Raw genomic sequence first — 17,319 nt, forward strand, 5'->3', positions numbered from 1 at the left:
GTGTTCTCTTACGGCAAAAAAGCCGCGGACGCCAAGTCCCGCGGCTTGCTAATTTGGGCGCTGCGCAGAGGCAGGGTTCAACGGGTTGCGGTCAGATCGAGGGTTACCGTTACAACATCGCCGACCGTGTCCGTGCCGACGCCGGCACCGATTGCATACTCAAGCCTGTTCAGCGTGGCTGTACCTTGTGCTTTTGCCGTGTCGCCTTCAATTTCAAGCGTGAATTCGAGCACGACCGGATGCGAAACGCCCTTGATTGTAAGCGTGCCATCGGCCTTGTAACTGTTGCCTTCAACCAATGAAGCGCCTTCCGCGGCGAACTCCGCATCCGGAAAGCCCTCGGTGTCGAACCAGTCCTTTGCAGGCAGGGTCGTGTCGAATTGCGGGTTGCCCGTGGCGGCACTGGCGGGATTGATCACGGCGGAAATTTTAGCAGATCCGGGAGCTTCGACGTCAAAATCGATGCTCGCCTGCCAGGATTGAAACTCGCCGTTCAGGGTTCCTTCGCCCTGCTGGACCTCAAACGACAGTTTGCTCGCTTCCGGGTCGACGGTCCACGTATCGGCGCTGGCAGGCGCGACTGCAGTAAGCAGGAGTGCACACGTAAACGCAGTTGCTAGGCTTTTCATAGGCATATGCTGAAATCCTGATGTGGGAAGTTAAGATTCGGATCTGGCCGGTTTTGTCGAAACCATCCGCTTGAGCGTGTCGTCCCGCGCGATGAAGTGATGCTTCATGGCCGCAGCAACGTGAACGACGACGAGGGCAATGAGAAGATAAGCGCCATATTCATGAAGCAGCTTGAAGAAGGCTTCCGCCTGTTCCTTTGTCCCCAAAGCTTCGGGGACCGGCAGGTGCGGTATGGGCTGGATGTTGAAGAGAACAGTCGGAATGCCCCATGGGGAGGCGGAAACCATGAACCATCCAGTAATCGGCATGGCGAATATGAGTGCGTAAAGCCCTATATGACCCAGATGAGCTGCAAGCTTCTCGAGCGGGTGCATTCCCTCGGGAAGTTTCGGAGAGGGATTCAACAGCCGCCAGACGAGGCGCAGGATCGCAAGGGTCAGCACGATAAAACCGATGGACTTGTGCAGCTGAAAGAGCTGGAAGGTCGCGGGGTCCGTCGGTGGCAGTGTTGTCATGTAGAGCCCGAATGCCAGCATTCCGATGATCAGAATGGCCATCGTCCAGTGGAAAGCGATTGCGACGCGCCCGTATCCCGTCGAAGTGTTGCGCAGCATGTCCGGCTCCTTGGAGAAAGAGGCCGGTTCAACCGGCCTCTTGTGAATTGCATCAGTTGGTCGCTTCGGACTTCAACGTTTCAGCATGGAAAGTAACGGTGACTTCATCACCGACATAGGGCACGAACTTGTCCATGCCAAAGTCGGAGCGCTTGAGCACAGTCGTGACGGCAAATCCCGCAGCAGGTTTTTTGGCCATTGGGTGCTCACCGAGTGCAGTGACGTCCACAGTGAGTGTCACGGGCTTGGTGATGCCCCTGAGCGTGAAATCGCCGGTCACTTCCAATTGTTTTTCGCCGGTTTGTTCGACCTTGGTGCTCTTGAACGTTGCCTGAGGATATTTGGCGGCGTCAAAAAAGTCGGGGCTTTTCAGATGCGTGTCGCGATCTGCCCAGAAGGTATCGAGGCTGTCGATATTGATCGTGAACTCAACAGAGGAGTTCGCAGGCGTGCTCTCATCGATGAGCAGTTTTCCGTCCCAGTCGCCGAAGCGGCCGTCGGTGGTGGAGTAACCCAGGTGATTATACGTGAAGGAGAGATTCGCGTGCGATTTGTCGAAATCATAGGCGACGGGTTCCGCGAGTGCGGGGGCGGCCAGAAGAGACAGGGCCAGGGCGGAAGTGGCAAAACGGATCATGATCAAACCTCGTGTCGATTGGTCGAAGAGCGTTCGCTCATGAACGCTGCACGGTGGAAGATAGGGAAGAAATGCCGCAGTGCAATTTGACTGACCGTTCGAATTGAATGAACAATATTGTCTTTGTTACGGCAGATGGCCACGTCCGTGAATTGATTCCCGAATTTTGTCGAATCGACCTTGGAAACAGGGTGCAAACTGTGCGTTTTTAAAGTCTTCCCGAACGCAGCTTGCCACACAAGACTCTGAAACCATTCACTAAATTCTACTGTCATCAATACATCAAGAAAATCGGGCAGGCATTTATGAACTTCCATCAGGTCGGGGCGTAACGGAAGCCCGGAGGACTTCAGGCATTGGTTCTGGAGACAGAGGAGTTTTAACGTGAGACAAGCGGTCATTGTGTCCCATCGCGGTGCGTGTAGACATGCTCCGGAAAACACGTTCGCTTCGCTTGAGAAGGCGATTGAACTTGGTGCGGATGTTGTGGAACTCGACGTCAGGCCCTCCAAGGATGGCGTGCTCTACGTGCTGCACGACGCTACTGTCGACCGAACGACAAATGGTGCGGGACGCTTGTCCGAAATGATGTCTATAGACATCGACCACCTCGACGCAGGAGCCTGGTTCGCGTCCGAGTTTTCCGGAGAGCGGGTCCCCCGTCTGGACGCCTTCCTCGATGCCTGCCGCGGCCGTATCAGAACATATGTCGAGATCAAGGAAGGTGATCCGGCTGAAATACGCGACATGCTCGCCGTACGTGGCATGCTCAATGATGCGTGGACCTTCTCGTTCGATCAGGCCATTCGCGCCGAGGCGCGCGCAAAGGTGCCTGATCTTAAGCGCATGGTGCTCTACACCCATGTCGGATCGGTCGAGCGTGCCGTTGCGCAGGATGCGCATATTCTCGAGTTTCACGAAGAAAACCTGCATGATCAACTTGTCCGGGAAGCAATGGCGGCAAACCTCATCACACAATTGTTTTACGCTGGAAGTGATCGCAAAGTGTTCGAAAACGCGGTCCGGTGCGGTGTTGAACAGATGAACATCGATGATATGGAATTGTTCCGCCGGGTTGAGCAGGACATCCTTTCACCTGCTGCTTAACAGCCGATCCGATTTGCCGATCCTTGGTGTTTACGTATTGGAAACCGTATTCGGCGGAAATTTCTTGGAAATTACCAACTTCATCTTGAGTTAATCAGGTTCTGACTAGAATTAGATCGGATTATACCACTCAGGTGATTTGGTTATGGTTGCTGAAATACTTTATTGCAACTTTGAGAGGCTGCGCAAGGCCGCGTATCTGCCTTTCAACATACGGACCCCGGCTAAGGTGACTGGGCTCGTCGTTGTTTTGTTTCTAGCGCCATTTCTACTCACACAGACCGCGTCTGGTGCACTGGCGACCGAGTGGGTTGTGAAACGTGTATCCGGAATAGTGTACTTTGTAGCTCCGGGTGTTGAAGCCTTTCGCGTTAAGAAGGGAATGGTCTTCAATAAGGGGTATACGATTGGCACAAGACCAGGTGGTCGGGTCATGCTCGTACGCGGGGAAGAGACAATTTCGGTCGGTCCCAACACGACGTTCGCAATTTCCAAATACCAGAGCAACCGAAGCAAAACGACTTTGCTGCAGCGTAAGGGCAACATAACGGTCGACGTTAAGAAACGCGCACGTCCTCATTTTTTCGTCGAAACCCCATTTTTGGCCGCGGTTGTGAAAGGCACACGATTTGACGTGTCTGTAACCAACCGTCAGACCCGAGTTTCCGTGGAACGCGGCGTTGTCGGTGTACAAGACTTCAAGTCCGGAGACCGCTCCGATCTGGGCGCAGGACAGAACGCGACAAGCACGAGGTCCGGCGACGGAGGTCTGAGTGTGGGCGGTCGCACCAAGCCAACCGTGCGCAAAGGGCCAAAACGCGCCCCCAAAGTTGGATTGCCGAATGTCGCTGCTTCGCCTCAGACGCAGCAAAAAGCGGTTAAAAACCGAGGCGGATTTTTCGGCGGGCTGTTTGGCAACGGCAATGGCAACTCGAACGGCAACGGCAATTCGAATGGCAATGGCAACGGGAATTCAAACGGCAACAGCAACGGTAATTCGAATGGGAACGGCAACGGGAATTCGAACGGCAACAGCAACGGCAATTCGAATGGGAACGGCAACGGGAACTCGAACGGCAACAGCAACGGCAATTCGAATGGGAACGGCAACGGGAACTCGAACGGCAACAGCAACGGCAATTCGAATGGCAATGGCAACGGAAACTCTAACGGCAACAGCGGCAAATGAACCTCAGGCAGCTTCCGAGTGAGCTTCATTTTGCGAGAGGCCAACAAGCCTGATGTCGCCTGTGCAAAGGAAATTTGCAGGTTATAGTTCGCAAAGTTTTGTGGCCGCCTGCTGAAACCGGGCCTGCAGGACGCCCGGCAGATCACCAAAACAGGGGCTGGTCGTGCGTCTGCGTCAAGCGCCCTTTTTGAGAGCCGTGCAATCCATCAGCCTCGACAAGGTCTTTCGATACTTCACCGACTACATTGAGTGACCTTTACTTGTTGGAAACCCTGACTAGTAAAAATTGACACGAAATTGCTGATTATACCTGGAGTTAAGCGACGCCCAGCTAGACTGCCCACGAATGATGCCATCCGGATGATTTGGCGATGACCTACAGTTATTTGAAGCGCAGTTTCAGTTTGATCTTTTCGTTGGCGATTTTTGTGGCTGGCAACTTGTCAGAAAAAACAAAATACCAATTTCTCGCCGTTCTACTTCTGGTTCCGCTTCTACTCACGCAGTCCGGCACAACGGCTATCGCAGCAGAGTGGCTGGTCAAGCGCGTTTCGGGGGTCGTTTATTTCGTCGCCCCTGGTGTCGAAGCCTATCGCGTGAAGAAGGGCATGGTTTTTCAAAAAGGCTACACAATAGCCACCAGATCCGGCAGCCGCGCGTTGGTCGCGCGAGGCAACGAGACGATTTCCGTTGGACCGAATACGACATTCGCCATCTCGAAGTATCAGAGCAATGGGGCCAAAACGACGTTGCTTCAGCGCAAGGGCAACGTCACCGTGGACGTGTCGAAGCGGGGCCGTCCGCATTTCTTTGTCGAAACACCTTTTCTGGCTGCTGTCGTGAAAGGAACGCGGTTCGACGTGTCCGTGGATAAAAGCAGGACCCGCGTTACAGTTGAGCGTGGCGTTGTTGAGGTTCAGGATTTCTCTTCCGGAGACAGAGCTGATCTCACACGGGGGCAGAACGCGTCGAGCAGCCGCTCCGGATCGCCAGGTTTGAACGTAGGTGGCCGGACAAGACCTGCTGTCCAAAAGGGGCGCAAAAGAGCACCGCAACCCGGTTTATCCGTTGCAGCAGTTGATGCGCCTCAAACGCAGGGAGCAGCAGCACCGAACGCGGCAAGCCGAAAAGGGCGAGGGCTCTTTGGGGGGCTGTTCAGCGGCAACGGGGCTTCGAACGTCAGCAACAATGGCGGTTGGGATAACCGAGACAATTCAAATCGCAGCGACAGTTCAGGCGCAGCCAACGGTGGTGGCGGAAACTCTGGTGGATCCGGCGGTGGTGCTGGTAACTCAGGCGGATCCGGCGGTTCTGGTGGCAGCGGTGGCTCCGGCGGCAGTGGCGGTGGCGCTGGTGGCGGCTCAGGCAGCGGCGGTGGCGGCTCAGAACCCGGATCAGGTGGTGGCTGGGGTGGCGGCGATGACGACGACGGGGATGATGATGACGGTGATGACGACGATGATGACTGATTTTCGAATTTGTATGCGAGCGCAGCCGTTCTGCATCATCGTCGCAACTGCTGGACTCTAACGACTTCGGTTTGGTGCTTTGCAAGCTTGGCAGACGAACAGATGGCATAGGTTGCCCGGTTTGGTGGTCATCGCGATCCTCTCGGTCGCGGTTGTCTTCGGTCTGCGTGCATCCGGCATTGCCACTTCACTTGACAGGTTCGTCTGGGAAACAAGGTACGGCTACGACGAACGTCCGGTTTCTGGAGACATTCTTTTTGTGGATGTTGATGCCAGGACCCTCGATGAAATAGGGGTCTGGCCGTTCCCGCGCCGTATCTATGCTGACCTTACGGAAAAACTTGCCGGTGCTGGCGCACAGGACATTGTGTTCGATATCGATTTCAGCGCCACATCCAATCCCGAAGATGACGCCATTTTCGCTAGCGCGCTTGAGAAAGCTGGAAATGTCAGCCTTGCAGCCTTCCGACAGGCTGCTTCGGCCAATTCTGAAGGCGAAGTGATCGTCAATCTTCCGATTGAGCCTTTCCTCGAGCATGCATGGCCTGTTGTCGTCATGGTACCGATGGAAGGCGACAGCCGTATCTGGCGAAACCTCTACGGATTTGAGATCGACGGAACCACCGAAGTATCCGCATCCGCTTTTTTGGGTGAGCATACAGGCGATGCATCGGGGGCCTTCTTTCTGGACTATGGCATTTCAATCAATGACATCAAAAGAACGGCACTCATCGATGTATTGAATGGAACAGCCGATCTCAGCGAATTTACAGGCAAAAAGGTCATTGTTGGAGCAAGTGCCCTTGAGCTTAGGGACCTGTTTGCCGTGCCGGTGCACGGCATCCTTCCCGGAGCAATGATCCAGGCATTGGGCGCTGAAACACTGTTGCAGGATCGGGCGCTGATACCGGGTGGCGAAAACTACGCCCTGACCTTCGCTGCGCTCATTTTTCTGTTGTTGCTGATGACGAAGATCGAAGGGTGGTCGGTAAAGCTCGGCATTCTTCTGCTGTCTGTTTTTGCGATTGAAGTCGTTGCCGTGAGCGTTCAAAAAACGATGCCGGTCCTTGTTCCGACTGCGAGCGCCTATCTCCTGTTTATTCTTGCGGCGGCCATTATCGTTTTGCGCGAACTTGGGTTGCACAAAGTCTTGGCTCACATCGCCGACGTCAAGCAGCGAAACAGCGACCGTATGCTTGGCCAGGTCTTCGATGATAGTTTTGATGCAATCATCGTCATAGACGCGGACTGCCGGATAACGGCAGCCAATCAGACTGCGCGAAAGCTGTTTTCGACTGAAACACTCGCGGGCAGTTCAGCGCGCTCTGTTCTTCCCAGTGCATTGGTTGAAGAGGCGATTGCCGTTCTGCAGGTTTCTGAAGGAAGAGAGCCGATTCCGCAGATACTCGTGCTGGCTCAGGAAGGCGCTAAGCGGCGGTTTATCGAATACGTCGTGACGAAGGCCGAAAAGACGCTGGCCTACGGCACGAATGCCAACAAGACTGAGACCCGTGCCTTGGCCTGTCTGACCTGCCGGGATGTGACCGATGAGCGGGAGTCGGCCGCAAGGCTGGAGTATCTGGCGCGCTTCGATCCGATCACCGACTTGTTGAATCGCAGCGGGTTTGAGAGGGAACTGTACCGCCAGACGAAAAACGCCTGCACCAAAAGCGAAGCCGTCTGCGTGTTTCAGTTTGCGGTCACGAACATGGACCAGATCGTTGCAACGCTAGGCTTCAGCTATGGTGATCGGGTACGGCAGTCGATCGCGTCTCGCCTCAAAAGTCATCTGGCACAGGGCATAACCTGGTCGGCCGTTACGGCGGATGTGTTCGCCGGGATTTCGATTTTGAAGTTTGGAAGTGGCCGGGACGTACAGATTGTCGATGACATCCAGCGCATCATTGGCGAGGACTACTCGATCGACGGCGCACGCATCTCCGTTCAGTTGAAATTCGGCTACGTGGTTTCCGAAGGCGAAACGGATGCGGATACGATCCTGAAACGTGCGGGCAATGCCTTGTCTAAGGCGCGCAGGGATAGTCAGAACCAAATTGTCCGCTTCGAATCCGAGATGGATACGGCGCTCCAAAGACGAAGAAAGCTTGAAACGGAACTGTTCAAGGCGATTATTCGAGACGAATTGCGCCTGGATTATCAGCCGCTGGTAAATCTGAAGGATGGATCTCTCTTCGGTGTTGAGGCTCTTCTGCGATGGGACAGCCGGGAATTCGGCGCGGTGTCTCCTGGGGAATTCATTCCGATCGCGGAGGAAAACGGCTACATACAGGAACTGGGTTCCTGGGCGTTGAACCGCGGTATGAAGGAAATTCTGACCTTGCCGGTGCCGCTGCGCGTGTCAATCAATGTGTCTCCCGTTCAGTTCTTTCGAGGCAATCTGGTAGAAACGGTGACTGAAGCCCTGGAGCGTTCGAGGTTTCCCGCCGAGCGTCTGGATCTGGAAGTCACTGAATCCCTCTTCATCGAGGACAGTCCTGACTTGAAACGCAATATGGAAGACCTGAAAGCCATCGGTTGCAGTTTCTCGATGGACGATTTTGGAACCGGGTACTCTTCGCTCGGCTACATCACCAAGTTTCCTTTTTCCAAGATCAAACTCGACCGGTCATTCGTGCGCGAAACCATTGACCAGCAGCAAGACACAGCGGTTATCGAGGCGGTGCTTCTCCTGGCAGAAGGCTACGGGATGTCGGTGATTGTGGAGGGGATCGAAACCTTCGAACAATCACACAGGCTCCAGGAACTCGGATGCCGGTTTGGTCAGGGATACTACTTTGGCCGTCCGGCAAATGTGGCCGGTATTGCTGAGCTCCTCGTGGCAGCAGCCTGACCAACTGCGAACATCTTCGGCACCACAGATACCGTTCTCGTGAAATCGGCACGACGTGTTCTACACAGTTGTGCACGATGATACGTATTTACCCTTGATTATACGCAGTATCGCATGATATTGCACATTTATGTCTAATATTGCCTATTTACCCGATGAAAGACGCACTGCAATTCTGGCAATGCTTGCCCGCGGTGAGGCGGTGTCGGCAACGAAACTGGCAGCTCAGTTTTCAGTTTCCGAAGACGCAATCCGGCGGGACCTGCGCCGACTTGCGGCCGAAGGGTTGTGCGAGAAGGTTTACGGCGGTGCCCTGCCGCCTGTGTCGGCTGCAAAGCCCTTTTCCGTCCGAGCCGGGGAGGGGTGTGATCGTAAGGAAGCGCTGGCCCGAAGTGCGCTGTCACTGCTGAAGCCGCGCGACTGCGTGTTTTTGGACGTGGGTAGCACGAATGTGGCATTGGCCGAGCTGCTTCCCACAGATCTGGAACTGACGATCGTTACCAACTCGCTCCCGGTGGGGATGGCCCTCATGGGACGCCCTGGATTGAAACTCTTCATGCTGGGCGGTCCGGTCAATTCCCAGGTTGGCGGCGTGACCGGTGCCAGAACGGTGGCAGACATTCAGAACTACCACTTTGATCTGACCTTTCTCGGGACGTGTGCATTAAGCCGCGAAAACGGCGTCAGTGCATTTGACGGCGAAGATGCGGAAGTAAAGCGCGCGGCGGCAAAAGGGAGCAAAAAGGTCGCCGTACTCATCGCAGAGGAGAAACTCGGCACGCAACAGCCTCACAAAGTGCTCCCCTTTGATCAGATCGATTTTTTGATCTTCGAAGACAACGCCGGCAAACAGAACCTGCGCGATTACAAGACGGATACGAACGAAGTCATTGCTGCAGGCGAAAACCGGCCACAGGCAGCAGGGACGTCATGAACGAATTGGACGCCCCGCCTGCCAGCAACCGGCCGGCAACCCGCCATGCAACACGGCTGGTGTTTTTCGTCGCCGGATTTGTTTTGGGATGCTGGTCGCCGCTTATACCTTACGTCAAACAAAGGCTCTTTTTGGATGACGCCGGTCTGGGCCTCCTGCTCTTGTGCCTGGGTATAGGATCGGTCGTGACCATGCCGTTGGCAGGTGTTGCGTGTTCGCGTTTTGGCACACGCAAGGTCATCGTTTGGGGAGGTCTCGGTCTGACGGCGATGTTTCCTGCGGTCGCTCTTGCCGGTTCGGTGTGGCTTATGGTCGGCGTTGTGGTGTGGGTCGGCGCCTTTCTCGGTCTCCTGGAAGTCGGCATGAACTCGCACGCCGTCGAAGTGGAGCGTGGTTCGCCAACACCGCTCATGTCCGGGTTTCATGCGCTTTTCAGCGTTGGAGGATTTGCCGGTGCAGGTGGTGCGACCCTGTTGCTGACACTTGGCGCAACACCGGTTCACTCGGCTTCGGCCTGTGCTCTGCTTGGCATGATTGCGGTTCTTGTTGCCTGGCCATTCCTCTTGAAAGACGAAAGTGGAGCGGATGCCGGCGGGATCGTGTTGCCGAAGGGCATCGTGCTTCTTATCGCCGTGTTGGCGGCGTCCACTTTCTTGGTTGAGGGGGCAATTCTCGATTGGGGTGCGTTGCTGGTCACCGGTCAGGGTCTCGTTGAAATCGCCATGGGTGGCTACGGCTACATGTTGTTTTCGGTTGCCATGACGGTCGGGAGACTGTTTGGTGACAGGTTTGTCGCCGCGGTCGGCAGCAGACAATCACTTGTCTGGGGAGGCGCGCTCACAATTGTTGGCCTGCTGTTGGCCACCGTTGCGCCGCATATTGCCGTTTCGGCCGCCGGATTCCTGGCGATTGGTTTGGGTGCCTCAAACATTGTGCCGGTCCTGTTCAGCCTCGCCGGATCGCAGACCCAAATGCCGCGCGGACAGGCCGTGGCGGCTGTGGCAACGGCAGGGTACGGAGGCATCCTGCTCGGACCCGCAGCGATCGGATTTCTTGCCGACCTGACAAGCCTTCAGGCGGCTTTCCTCGCCCTTGCCCTGCTTATGGGCCTGCTCCCGCTGTTTGCCTTTCGCGTTACAGCGAGGCAGGGGTGATTGTAAGGATCAGGCAAAAAAGAGAAGGTCCCGCGCAGGAAGTTTTTCACCCCAGACAGCGACGTCTCAGAGGCCGAGGCCTCCGAGACAGCTGTATTTGATATTCAGATAGTCATCGAGACCGTATTTGGAGCCCTCGTTGCCGATGCCGCTTTCCTTGAAACCGCCAAAGGGTGCAACTTCGGTGGTGATAACCCCCTCATTGACGCCGACGAGACCGTACTGAAGGGCTTCCATGACCCGGAAGCAGCGCCCGAGATCCTGCGAATAGAAATAGCAGGCGAGACCGTACTCCGTGTCGTTGGCAAGATTGATTGCGTCGGCTTCGCTGTCGAAACGAAACAGCGCTGCAAGCGGGCCGAACGTTTCCTCGTGCGCGACCTTCATCTCAATTGTTGCGCCTGTGATAAGTGTAGGTTCGAAAAAGGTTCCCGCACCTTCCCCGCGCTGACCACCCGTGACAAGGGTGCCGCCCTTGTTCAGCGCGTCCTGGACGTGCGCTGCAACTTTATCAACGGCGGCATCGTTGATGAGCGGACCTTGCGTAACGCCGGACTGAAGCCCGTCGCCCATCTTCAATTGCTCGGACATCGCAGTCTTGAGCTTTTCGGCAAAAGCATCGTAGACACCGGCCTGCACATAGATCCGGTTGGCGCAGACGCAGGTCTGGCCGGAATTCCGGAACTTGCTTGCAATGGCGCCGGACACGGCCTTGTCGAGATCAGCATCATCGAACACGATAAACGGCGCATTGCCGCCAAGCTCCATGGAGATCTTCTTCATGTTCTTGCCGGCATTGGCCGCGAGCAGTTTCCCAACCCGCGTGGAGCCGGTGAAGGTAATCTTGCGCACGTGCGGGTTTTCGCACATTTCTTCGCCAATCGCCGGAGCATCGCCGGTCACGATGTTGACGACACCGGCGGGCAGGCCGACCTTGTCCGCCATGACCCCATAAATCAGCGCGGAATAGGGGGTGAATTCAGCCGGTTTCATAACCATCGTGCACCCGGACGCCAGGGCAGCTCCGAGTTTTCGCGCAATCATGGAATTCGGAAAGTTCCAGGGAGTTATCGATGCGACCACCCCGACCGGTTCCTTCGTCACCAATATGCGGCGATCCGGCCATGGAGACGGAATGGTGTCGCCGTAAATGCGCTTGCCTTCTTCCGCAAAGAACCGGATGTATTTCACGCCGAGCGTGATCTCGCCCTTGGCTTCGGCAAGCGGCTTGCCCATTTCGCTCGTCAGAAGGACTGCAAGATCGTCGACTTGCTCCATGATCGCATCGCACAGTTTGTGCATATAGTCCGCGCGCGCATCAGCAGTCAGAGCTTTCCAGGATGGCAGGGCCGCCTGGGCTGCTTCGATTGCCCTGGCGGTCTCGGACCGGCCGCAGTAGGGGATCGCACCGATGCTCTCGCCATTTGCGGGATTGACCACCGAAATTGTCTGGCCGCTGTCGGCGTCGGTCCAGGCACCGTTGATGTAAACCTGTTGCTTGAGAAGCGCGGTGTTCAAGGACATGAAAATACCCTCTGGCATGTGGGACAAAAACGGCCGTCAAATCATCCTTTGAACCGGCTCACAAACAGATAGTGCCCCTCGCAACCGTCTGGCAAGCGCTTTTGAAGTCAAAGCGGTACTCGTAAAGTGACGGAGGTGTGCACGGCAATGGGAAACGCGAGGCGGCTCCTGAACCGGAGCCGCAAAAAGCTGTATCTGCTCGAAACTGAAAGCTGAGTTTGCGCTCCCTGAAACGGGGCAAGAGGAGGGCTTTACGAGCCGCCGAGCCGCTCCTGAAGCGTGGCGATTTCGTCTGCAAGCGCCTGTGCCTGCCGCTGAACGCGATCAAGGGCAACTTTCATGCTGTCGAGGTCCGCAGCATCATTTTCCTCCGCAAAGGGAGGTGTCCCGCGGCCAACGAGCAGCCACGTCGGGCTGACATTGAGTACTCCGGCAAGGAGAACAAGCTTGTTGGAACGCGGTTCAGAGCGATCGCTCTCCCAGCTCTGCATCGTCGCGGTCTTGATCCCCAGGCGCCGTGCAAGCTGTGCAGTCGACAGGCCGGAAGCATCGCGCGCCTTGCAGATACGCTCGCCCAGAGTGTATTCGCTGCTACGTGTCGACATTATTGAACTCCCGTCGCGCCCGGCTGAATCCGTTACCAAGTGAACGGTTGCGTCCGGCAGGAACGGAACATTTTTTCTGTATGGATGGGTCATGGCGCGCACACTTGCATGAACCGCCTGTGCAGTGCAACAGCTGCCCGCCGATTTGTCGCATTGAGAGTGGGCGAGGGCGGGTTTGGACAGAACACTTGGTAAAAATAACGGTCTGCATAGACGGCTCAGTATTCGCGCTCGAAGAAGATTCCGGCCTTAGAAGAGCCGTCGGCGCCGACCTCGCCGCGCACCTTCAATCCCCGATCGAGATCGATATCGACCTTGACCCGGCTTGAGCCGGAGCCGGTCCCCTGTTCAACACCTAGATAGATGTTGTCGTTGATGTATTTGCCGACCGCAACTGATGGTCCTTCGTCTCCATCGGTGTTGATGTCGATTGCGTCCAGGCCCAGGGATTTTCGGATCGTTGCAAGAGGACCGCTGTCGCTGCCGCCAGTCAGTGTCGCCAGGGCTGCCGCAAGGCTTGCGATCTGAGTTGCTGAAAGGTTGCCGACGCTTTTGCCGAACAGGAGCAAGGCCAGCACTTCGTCCTGAGGAAGTTCTGGAGAAGAGGAGAAAGCGATCTCCGGATCGTCCGCCTGACCGCTCACCGTGACGGTGATTGTTGTGCTGTTCACCGACGTCGTCGCAGCAAAATCGATAAGCGGTGTCAGGGATCCGTCAAAGGTTGCGCTGCCGCGCGAGAAGGTCAACCGCCGAGTCAGAATGTCCAGCTGGCCACGCTTGAGAGAGAAAGCGCCGATCGCCTGAGGATCGGCAGTGGTGCCGACGATTTTCAGGTTGCCCTGCAATTCGGTATCGAGGCCTCGTCCGCGAATGAATATCCGGCCGGGCGCGGAGAGGGTGATATCAAGGCGCGGTGGGACCGACTTCTGCTGCGCTTGCGACTGTTTCGGTTCACCGCCGAGTTCCGCAACCTGTTGCCGGATGGCCTGGGGCGCATTCACATGCCTCACCTCAACAGGCGGAATCGCGCCGGGAAGGTATTCGGGAATGGAAACATCTGCCTTGTTGATCGTGACGGTGCCCCCGATCAGGGCCGAGCTCGATGGGGATGCGAGCGGTCCCGTGATCTTGATATCCGCGTCGACTTCCGCGGTGACCAATCCCGGGTCCACGTAGCGTCCGCGGTCCAGCTTCAGTGCGAGATTCGCGGGAAAACCGTCATTCATTCCAACGGTCCCTGATGCAGACAGCGTGCCGCCGGTGGCAACTTCTCCGGTGATCGCATTGAGCGCTGCCTGATCCTGTGTGACGGAAGCGCTGCCCCCGATGTTCTGCACCGTAAGCCCGGTCGACAGGCTGGTAACCTTCAGTCCGGCCGGCGTCGCTGTGATCTGATAGGTCGGAGAAGCGGCGGATCCGCCGACATTGCCTTTGAGCGAAATTGCCCCTTCACCGCGAATGCCTGCTTCCAGCAAGGGTCGTTTCAGCGCGGCCACTGGAATTGTACCGTCGAGCGAGATTGCCAGCGGATTGGGCTGCGACAACCCAACGCTTCCCGATGCGGTCAAAGTCAAGCCGTTAGGATCGCTTGCGGTAGTTTTCTGAGTGACCTGATTGTCCTTCAAACTCCCTGACGTTTGCAGATTAAGCGCGGCAAGGCCGTTGTTTTTCAGCTCCGCTGCAGTGAGACCTGCTCCCGAAATTGACCAATTGGCCTCAGGAGAAGACGAACTTCCTTGCGCTTGTACAGTCCCGGACAGGGTTCCGCCAAGGCCAAGAGAGGGCACGAAGGCATTGGCAAGACTGAGCGGAACAGATTTCAGTTCTGCGGCAAGATCAAGCGTTTGCCCCGCCTTGCCGGAGACCGCAAGCGACCCGTTGCCGAGTTTGAGCTCAAGGGGCTGTATGTCGGCATTCCCATCGGCATATGAAATTTTCGTCGGCTGCAGAAGGCGGCTTGAGAGCCCCTGATAACGCATCGAGAGCTCTTGAAGAGCAACGTCATAGGCATTGGCCGATGGTTGCGACACATGGCCGTCAAAGGAGAGGCCGTCTTCACTTCCCTGGTCGATCTTTGCTTCAATCTTGACCGAAGTGCCGCCATTGTCCGGCGTTGCCAGGATTGACACGGCGTGTACGGGTGTAGCGTCCGTGATCAGGTCGGAAAGTTCAATGTCCGCCGACGCAGATTGTGGTGAATAAGGCGCTGCGATGTTGGCCTTCAACTTGACCTGACCGATGCTGAGGGAGGGCACATCGATGTCAGAACCGGTCAAATCGACGGCGAGCTGTTTGTTGTCCGGATCTGCCAGAACGCTGCCCTGAAGCTGACCACCGATTTCCGTGAGAAGGAGCGGCGAGAGCGAAGCGAGATCCGGAGCGTTGATTTTCAGATCGCCGCGGAGGGTTTCGACCGGTTTTTGAAGATCAGCTACCGCAAGAGAGCCTGTAACGGTATTGCCCGCAAGCTTAACTGAGAGCGGGTTGATGTCAGCGCCGCCATCAGTGCTTTTGAGTTCGATATCGACAGCTATCGGCTGCCCGTTCAGTTGCGCTGACGTTGTTACAGTCGCGCTTGGAGCTTCCATGTCGGCTGTCGCGTTGGCGGAAAAAATGAGATCATCGAGCGGTGTGCCCGCAAGCATGATCTGATTGGACGTCGCATCAGCTTCGACTTCCAGTGCATCAATCGGGCCGGATGTTTTGGCCTTCAGTTCCAGCGCTCCCGAAAGCTGAGGGTCGAGCTTGCCGAGATCGGCAAGACTGGCTGAAAAGTCTGACGCAAGGGCCGCATCCGCGTAATGCGCTTCACCGCCAAACTGCATCGCAGCGTTTTTCAGTGAAATGCTCTTGAGCGTGATGTCGTTGGCGCCCGCCAGCTCCACGACCGCATCGATTTGGGTATCGCCTGCCATAAGGGCGTCTGCTTGGGTGATGCCGGTTTCAAGATCTTGCGTCGCAGCGGCAAGTGTCGCCGAGCCGGAAAGGTCAGAGGGATCGAGATCGATCGAAAATGACGTGGAAGCACTGCCGCCGAGCGTCCGGTTGGCAAGTTTTGAGAATGCGCCGAGATCTTGAACCGAAAGTCGTCCCTGACCGGAAATGTTGCTTGCAGACGCGAGCGTATCTGTCAGTGTCAGGGCGGCAGCTTCGGACGTGAGCGCGAGGTCTGAAAGCGCCGCCGACTGTTCAGCGCCGTTAACGTCACCCGCGGCCTTGAGAGAAATGTTTCCCGACAGCGGTTCGGTCTGCGCTGTCAGGCCGTCAAGCCCTGCGACCGAAAGCGACAGGTCGAAGGGTGTTGTCAGGACGCCGGGTTTAAGATTTGCGCCTTTGCCGGTGGCTGTTAGAAGAATTTTCCCTGTTCGGGCTTCGGTGGTCTGGAGCGCGTCAAGGTCGAGGCTCGCCGACCAATCGGCAGCGCTCTGGTCGCCGCTTAGGGCGAAGTCGGCATAAAGCGGTCCAAACGCAACCCTTCGCTCCCCTAGATCAAGTGCGACCAGCGCGCCTCCGCCTGCATTGACGGACACCGTTCCGGCAGCGCTGATAGGCCCGTTTTCAAGTGTCGCGTTTGCCTTAACCGAAACGGTTTGCGTGTTCAGGACGATATCAGCTGCTTTCGGCGCAAAGTCTTTTGTGAAGCGGGCATTGCCGGATGCTTTTGTCGTTCCCAGAAAAAACGACTTTGCAAGCGGCGGGGCCAGCGGTTCCAGATCACCGTCAAGGTCGAACACCAGCTGACGCTCTCCGGGTTCTTCCTTGAGCTTTGCCGACCCCGTAACGGTCGAGCGGCCATCCAGCGCAACGTCAAGTTTGGCGCCCCAGTCCGTCAGCGGACCATTTCCGGCAAGGTCAAGCCTGATGGCAGGAAGATCCGGTATTTCCAGAACACGTGCGGCCAACCCGCCGCGTGGCTCTGACAAAACCAGGTCGAATGTGAGCGTTTCGGCCGAAGGCTCGAATTCACCATTGGCTGTCAGTCGCGCATCAACACCGTCCACGCGATGAACATCCAAAGCTGCGGTGACAAGTGCCGGATCCAACGCGAATGCACCTGATCCTGAAACTGAAAGGGAGATGGGTTCTCCGAGCAGCTCGTGACCAAGATTGACTTCCGAAAGCGCAAGGTTCTGCAAGGAAATATTCACGGGGAGAGAGACTGTGCCGGTTTCTGTTGGCTCTTCTTCTGAAGTCTCGGACTGTGTGGCAGGCTCGCTCGCTGGAAGGCGGTTCAGGTCGATCTGCTTTGCTTCGACCGAGACAATGTCGAGATCTCCTGAAAACAGATGCAGCGGTTTCCAGTCCAGTTCTACCTTTGAAGCCTCAAACCACACCCCTTCCGTATCGGCGAGCGTGACCATGTCCAGAGCCGCATTCAGTCCGAAACTCAGGTATAGGCCCTCAACCTTGACTGTCTGATTGTCACTTGAGGCAAGTGAGCTCACAACGTTGGAAACGAGGTTTCGGCCCGCAGGAACCTGAAGCGTTGCAATCACAAGAACTGGTATTGCGATCGCAATCACAACCAGAAATCCAAGAATCCGCAATGTAAGGCTCAAAAAACGCATCTGGATAAACGTCTGTCTGTCACCGGGTAGCATGCAA

12 protein-coding genes are annotated in these 17,319 nt (G+C 56.3%); 6 read left to right on the forward strand and 6 right to left on the reverse strand.

Features of this window, described 5'->3' with window-relative positions:
• Positions 1-77: 77 nt before the first annotated feature.
• Genes ABVF61_RS23595 through ABVF61_RS23605 form a run of 3 tightly spaced genes read right to left on the reverse strand, consistent with a single transcriptional unit; the run spans position 78 to position 1,881 of the window.
• Complete coding sequence (locus ABVF61_RS23595; protein WP_353995971.1) at positions 78-629, reverse strand: YceI family protein; 552 nt, start codon at positions 627-629, stop codon at positions 78-80.
• Positions 630-659: 30 nt separating this feature from the next.
• A complete protein-coding gene (locus ABVF61_RS23600; RefSeq protein WP_353995972.1) occupies positions 660-1,244 on the reverse strand; it encodes a cytochrome b in 585 nt (194 codons plus the stop codon).
• A 52-nt stretch (positions 1,245-1,296) separates the two neighbouring features.
• Entirely contained in the window at positions 1,297-1,881 is a 585-nt protein-coding gene (locus tag ABVF61_RS23605) for a YceI family protein (protein ID WP_353995973.1), read from the reverse strand.
• 384 nt (positions 1,882-2,265) lie between these two features.
• On the opposite strand from ABVF61_RS23605, the gene ABVF61_RS23610 reads away from it, so the two are divergent.
• The 6 genes from ABVF61_RS23610 to ABVF61_RS23635 all read left to right on the forward strand — a co-directional run bounded on the left by ABVF61_RS23610 (position 2,266) and on the right by ABVF61_RS23635 (position 10,585).
• On the forward strand, positions 2,266-2,988 hold the full coding sequence (locus ABVF61_RS23610; RefSeq protein ID WP_353995974.1) for a glycerophosphodiester phosphodiesterase: 723 nt from the start codon (positions 2,266-2,268) through the stop codon (positions 2,986-2,988).
• Positions 2,989-3,133: 145 nt separating this feature from the next.
• Positions 3,134-4,177, forward strand: coding sequence for a FecR family protein (locus ABVF61_RS23615; protein ID WP_353995975.1), 1,044 nt, complete (start codon positions 3,134-3,136; stop codon positions 4,175-4,177).
• Between the two features lie 440 nt (positions 4,178-4,617).
• Complete coding sequence (locus ABVF61_RS23620; protein ID WP_353995976.1) at positions 4,618-5,646, forward strand: FecR family protein; 1,029 nt, start codon at positions 4,618-4,620, stop codon at positions 5,644-5,646.
• A 112-nt stretch (positions 5,647-5,758) separates the two neighbouring features.
• Positions 5,759-8,497 (forward strand): EAL domain-containing protein, encoded by a 2,739-nt coding sequence (locus ABVF61_RS23625; protein ID WP_353995977.1) that lies wholly within the window; start codon positions 5,759-5,761, stop codon positions 8,495-8,497.
• A 130-nt stretch (positions 8,498-8,627) separates the two neighbouring features.
• The gene (locus tag ABVF61_RS23630; protein WP_353995978.1) at positions 8,628-9,431 is read left to right on the forward strand and encodes a DeoR/GlpR family DNA-binding transcription regulator; all 804 of its coding nucleotides are present in this window, start codon (positions 8,628-8,630) and stop codon (positions 9,429-9,431) included.
• Positions 9,428-10,585, forward strand: coding sequence for an MFS transporter (locus ABVF61_RS23635; protein WP_353995979.1), 1,158 nt, complete (start codon positions 9,428-9,430; stop codon positions 10,583-10,585). The genes ABVF61_RS23630 and ABVF61_RS23635 overlap by 4 nt, the downstream gene beginning before the upstream one ends.
• 66 nt (positions 10,586-10,651) lie before the next feature.
• Here the strand turns inward: ABVF61_RS23635 and ABVF61_RS23640 are convergent, their stop codons facing one another.
• The 3 genes from ABVF61_RS23640 to ABVF61_RS23650 all read right to left on the reverse strand — a co-directional run bounded on the left by ABVF61_RS23640 (position 10,652) and on the right by ABVF61_RS23650 (position 17,261).
• A complete protein-coding gene (locus tag ABVF61_RS23640) occupies positions 10,652-12,109 on the reverse strand; it encodes an NAD-dependent succinate-semialdehyde dehydrogenase (RefSeq protein ID WP_353995980.1) in 1,458 nt (485 codons plus the stop codon).
• A 251-nt stretch (positions 12,110-12,360) separates the two neighbouring features.
• The gene (locus tag ABVF61_RS23645; protein ID WP_353995981.1) at positions 12,361-12,714 is read right to left on the reverse strand and encodes a helix-turn-helix domain-containing protein; all 354 of its coding nucleotides are present in this window, start codon (positions 12,712-12,714) and stop codon (positions 12,361-12,363) included.
• A gap of 218 nt (positions 12,715-12,932) precedes the next feature.
• Positions 12,933-17,261 (reverse strand): translocation/assembly module TamB domain-containing protein, encoded by a 4,329-nt coding sequence (locus tag ABVF61_RS23650; RefSeq protein ID WP_353995982.1) that lies wholly within the window; start codon positions 17,259-17,261, stop codon positions 12,933-12,935.
• Between the last annotated feature and the right edge of the window lie 58 nt (positions 17,262-17,319).

The sequence above is a fragment of the Roseibium sp. HPY-6 genome, from assembly GCF_040530035.1.
Classification (GTDB): Bacteria; Pseudomonadota; Alphaproteobacteria; order Rhizobiales; family Stappiaceae; genus Roseibium.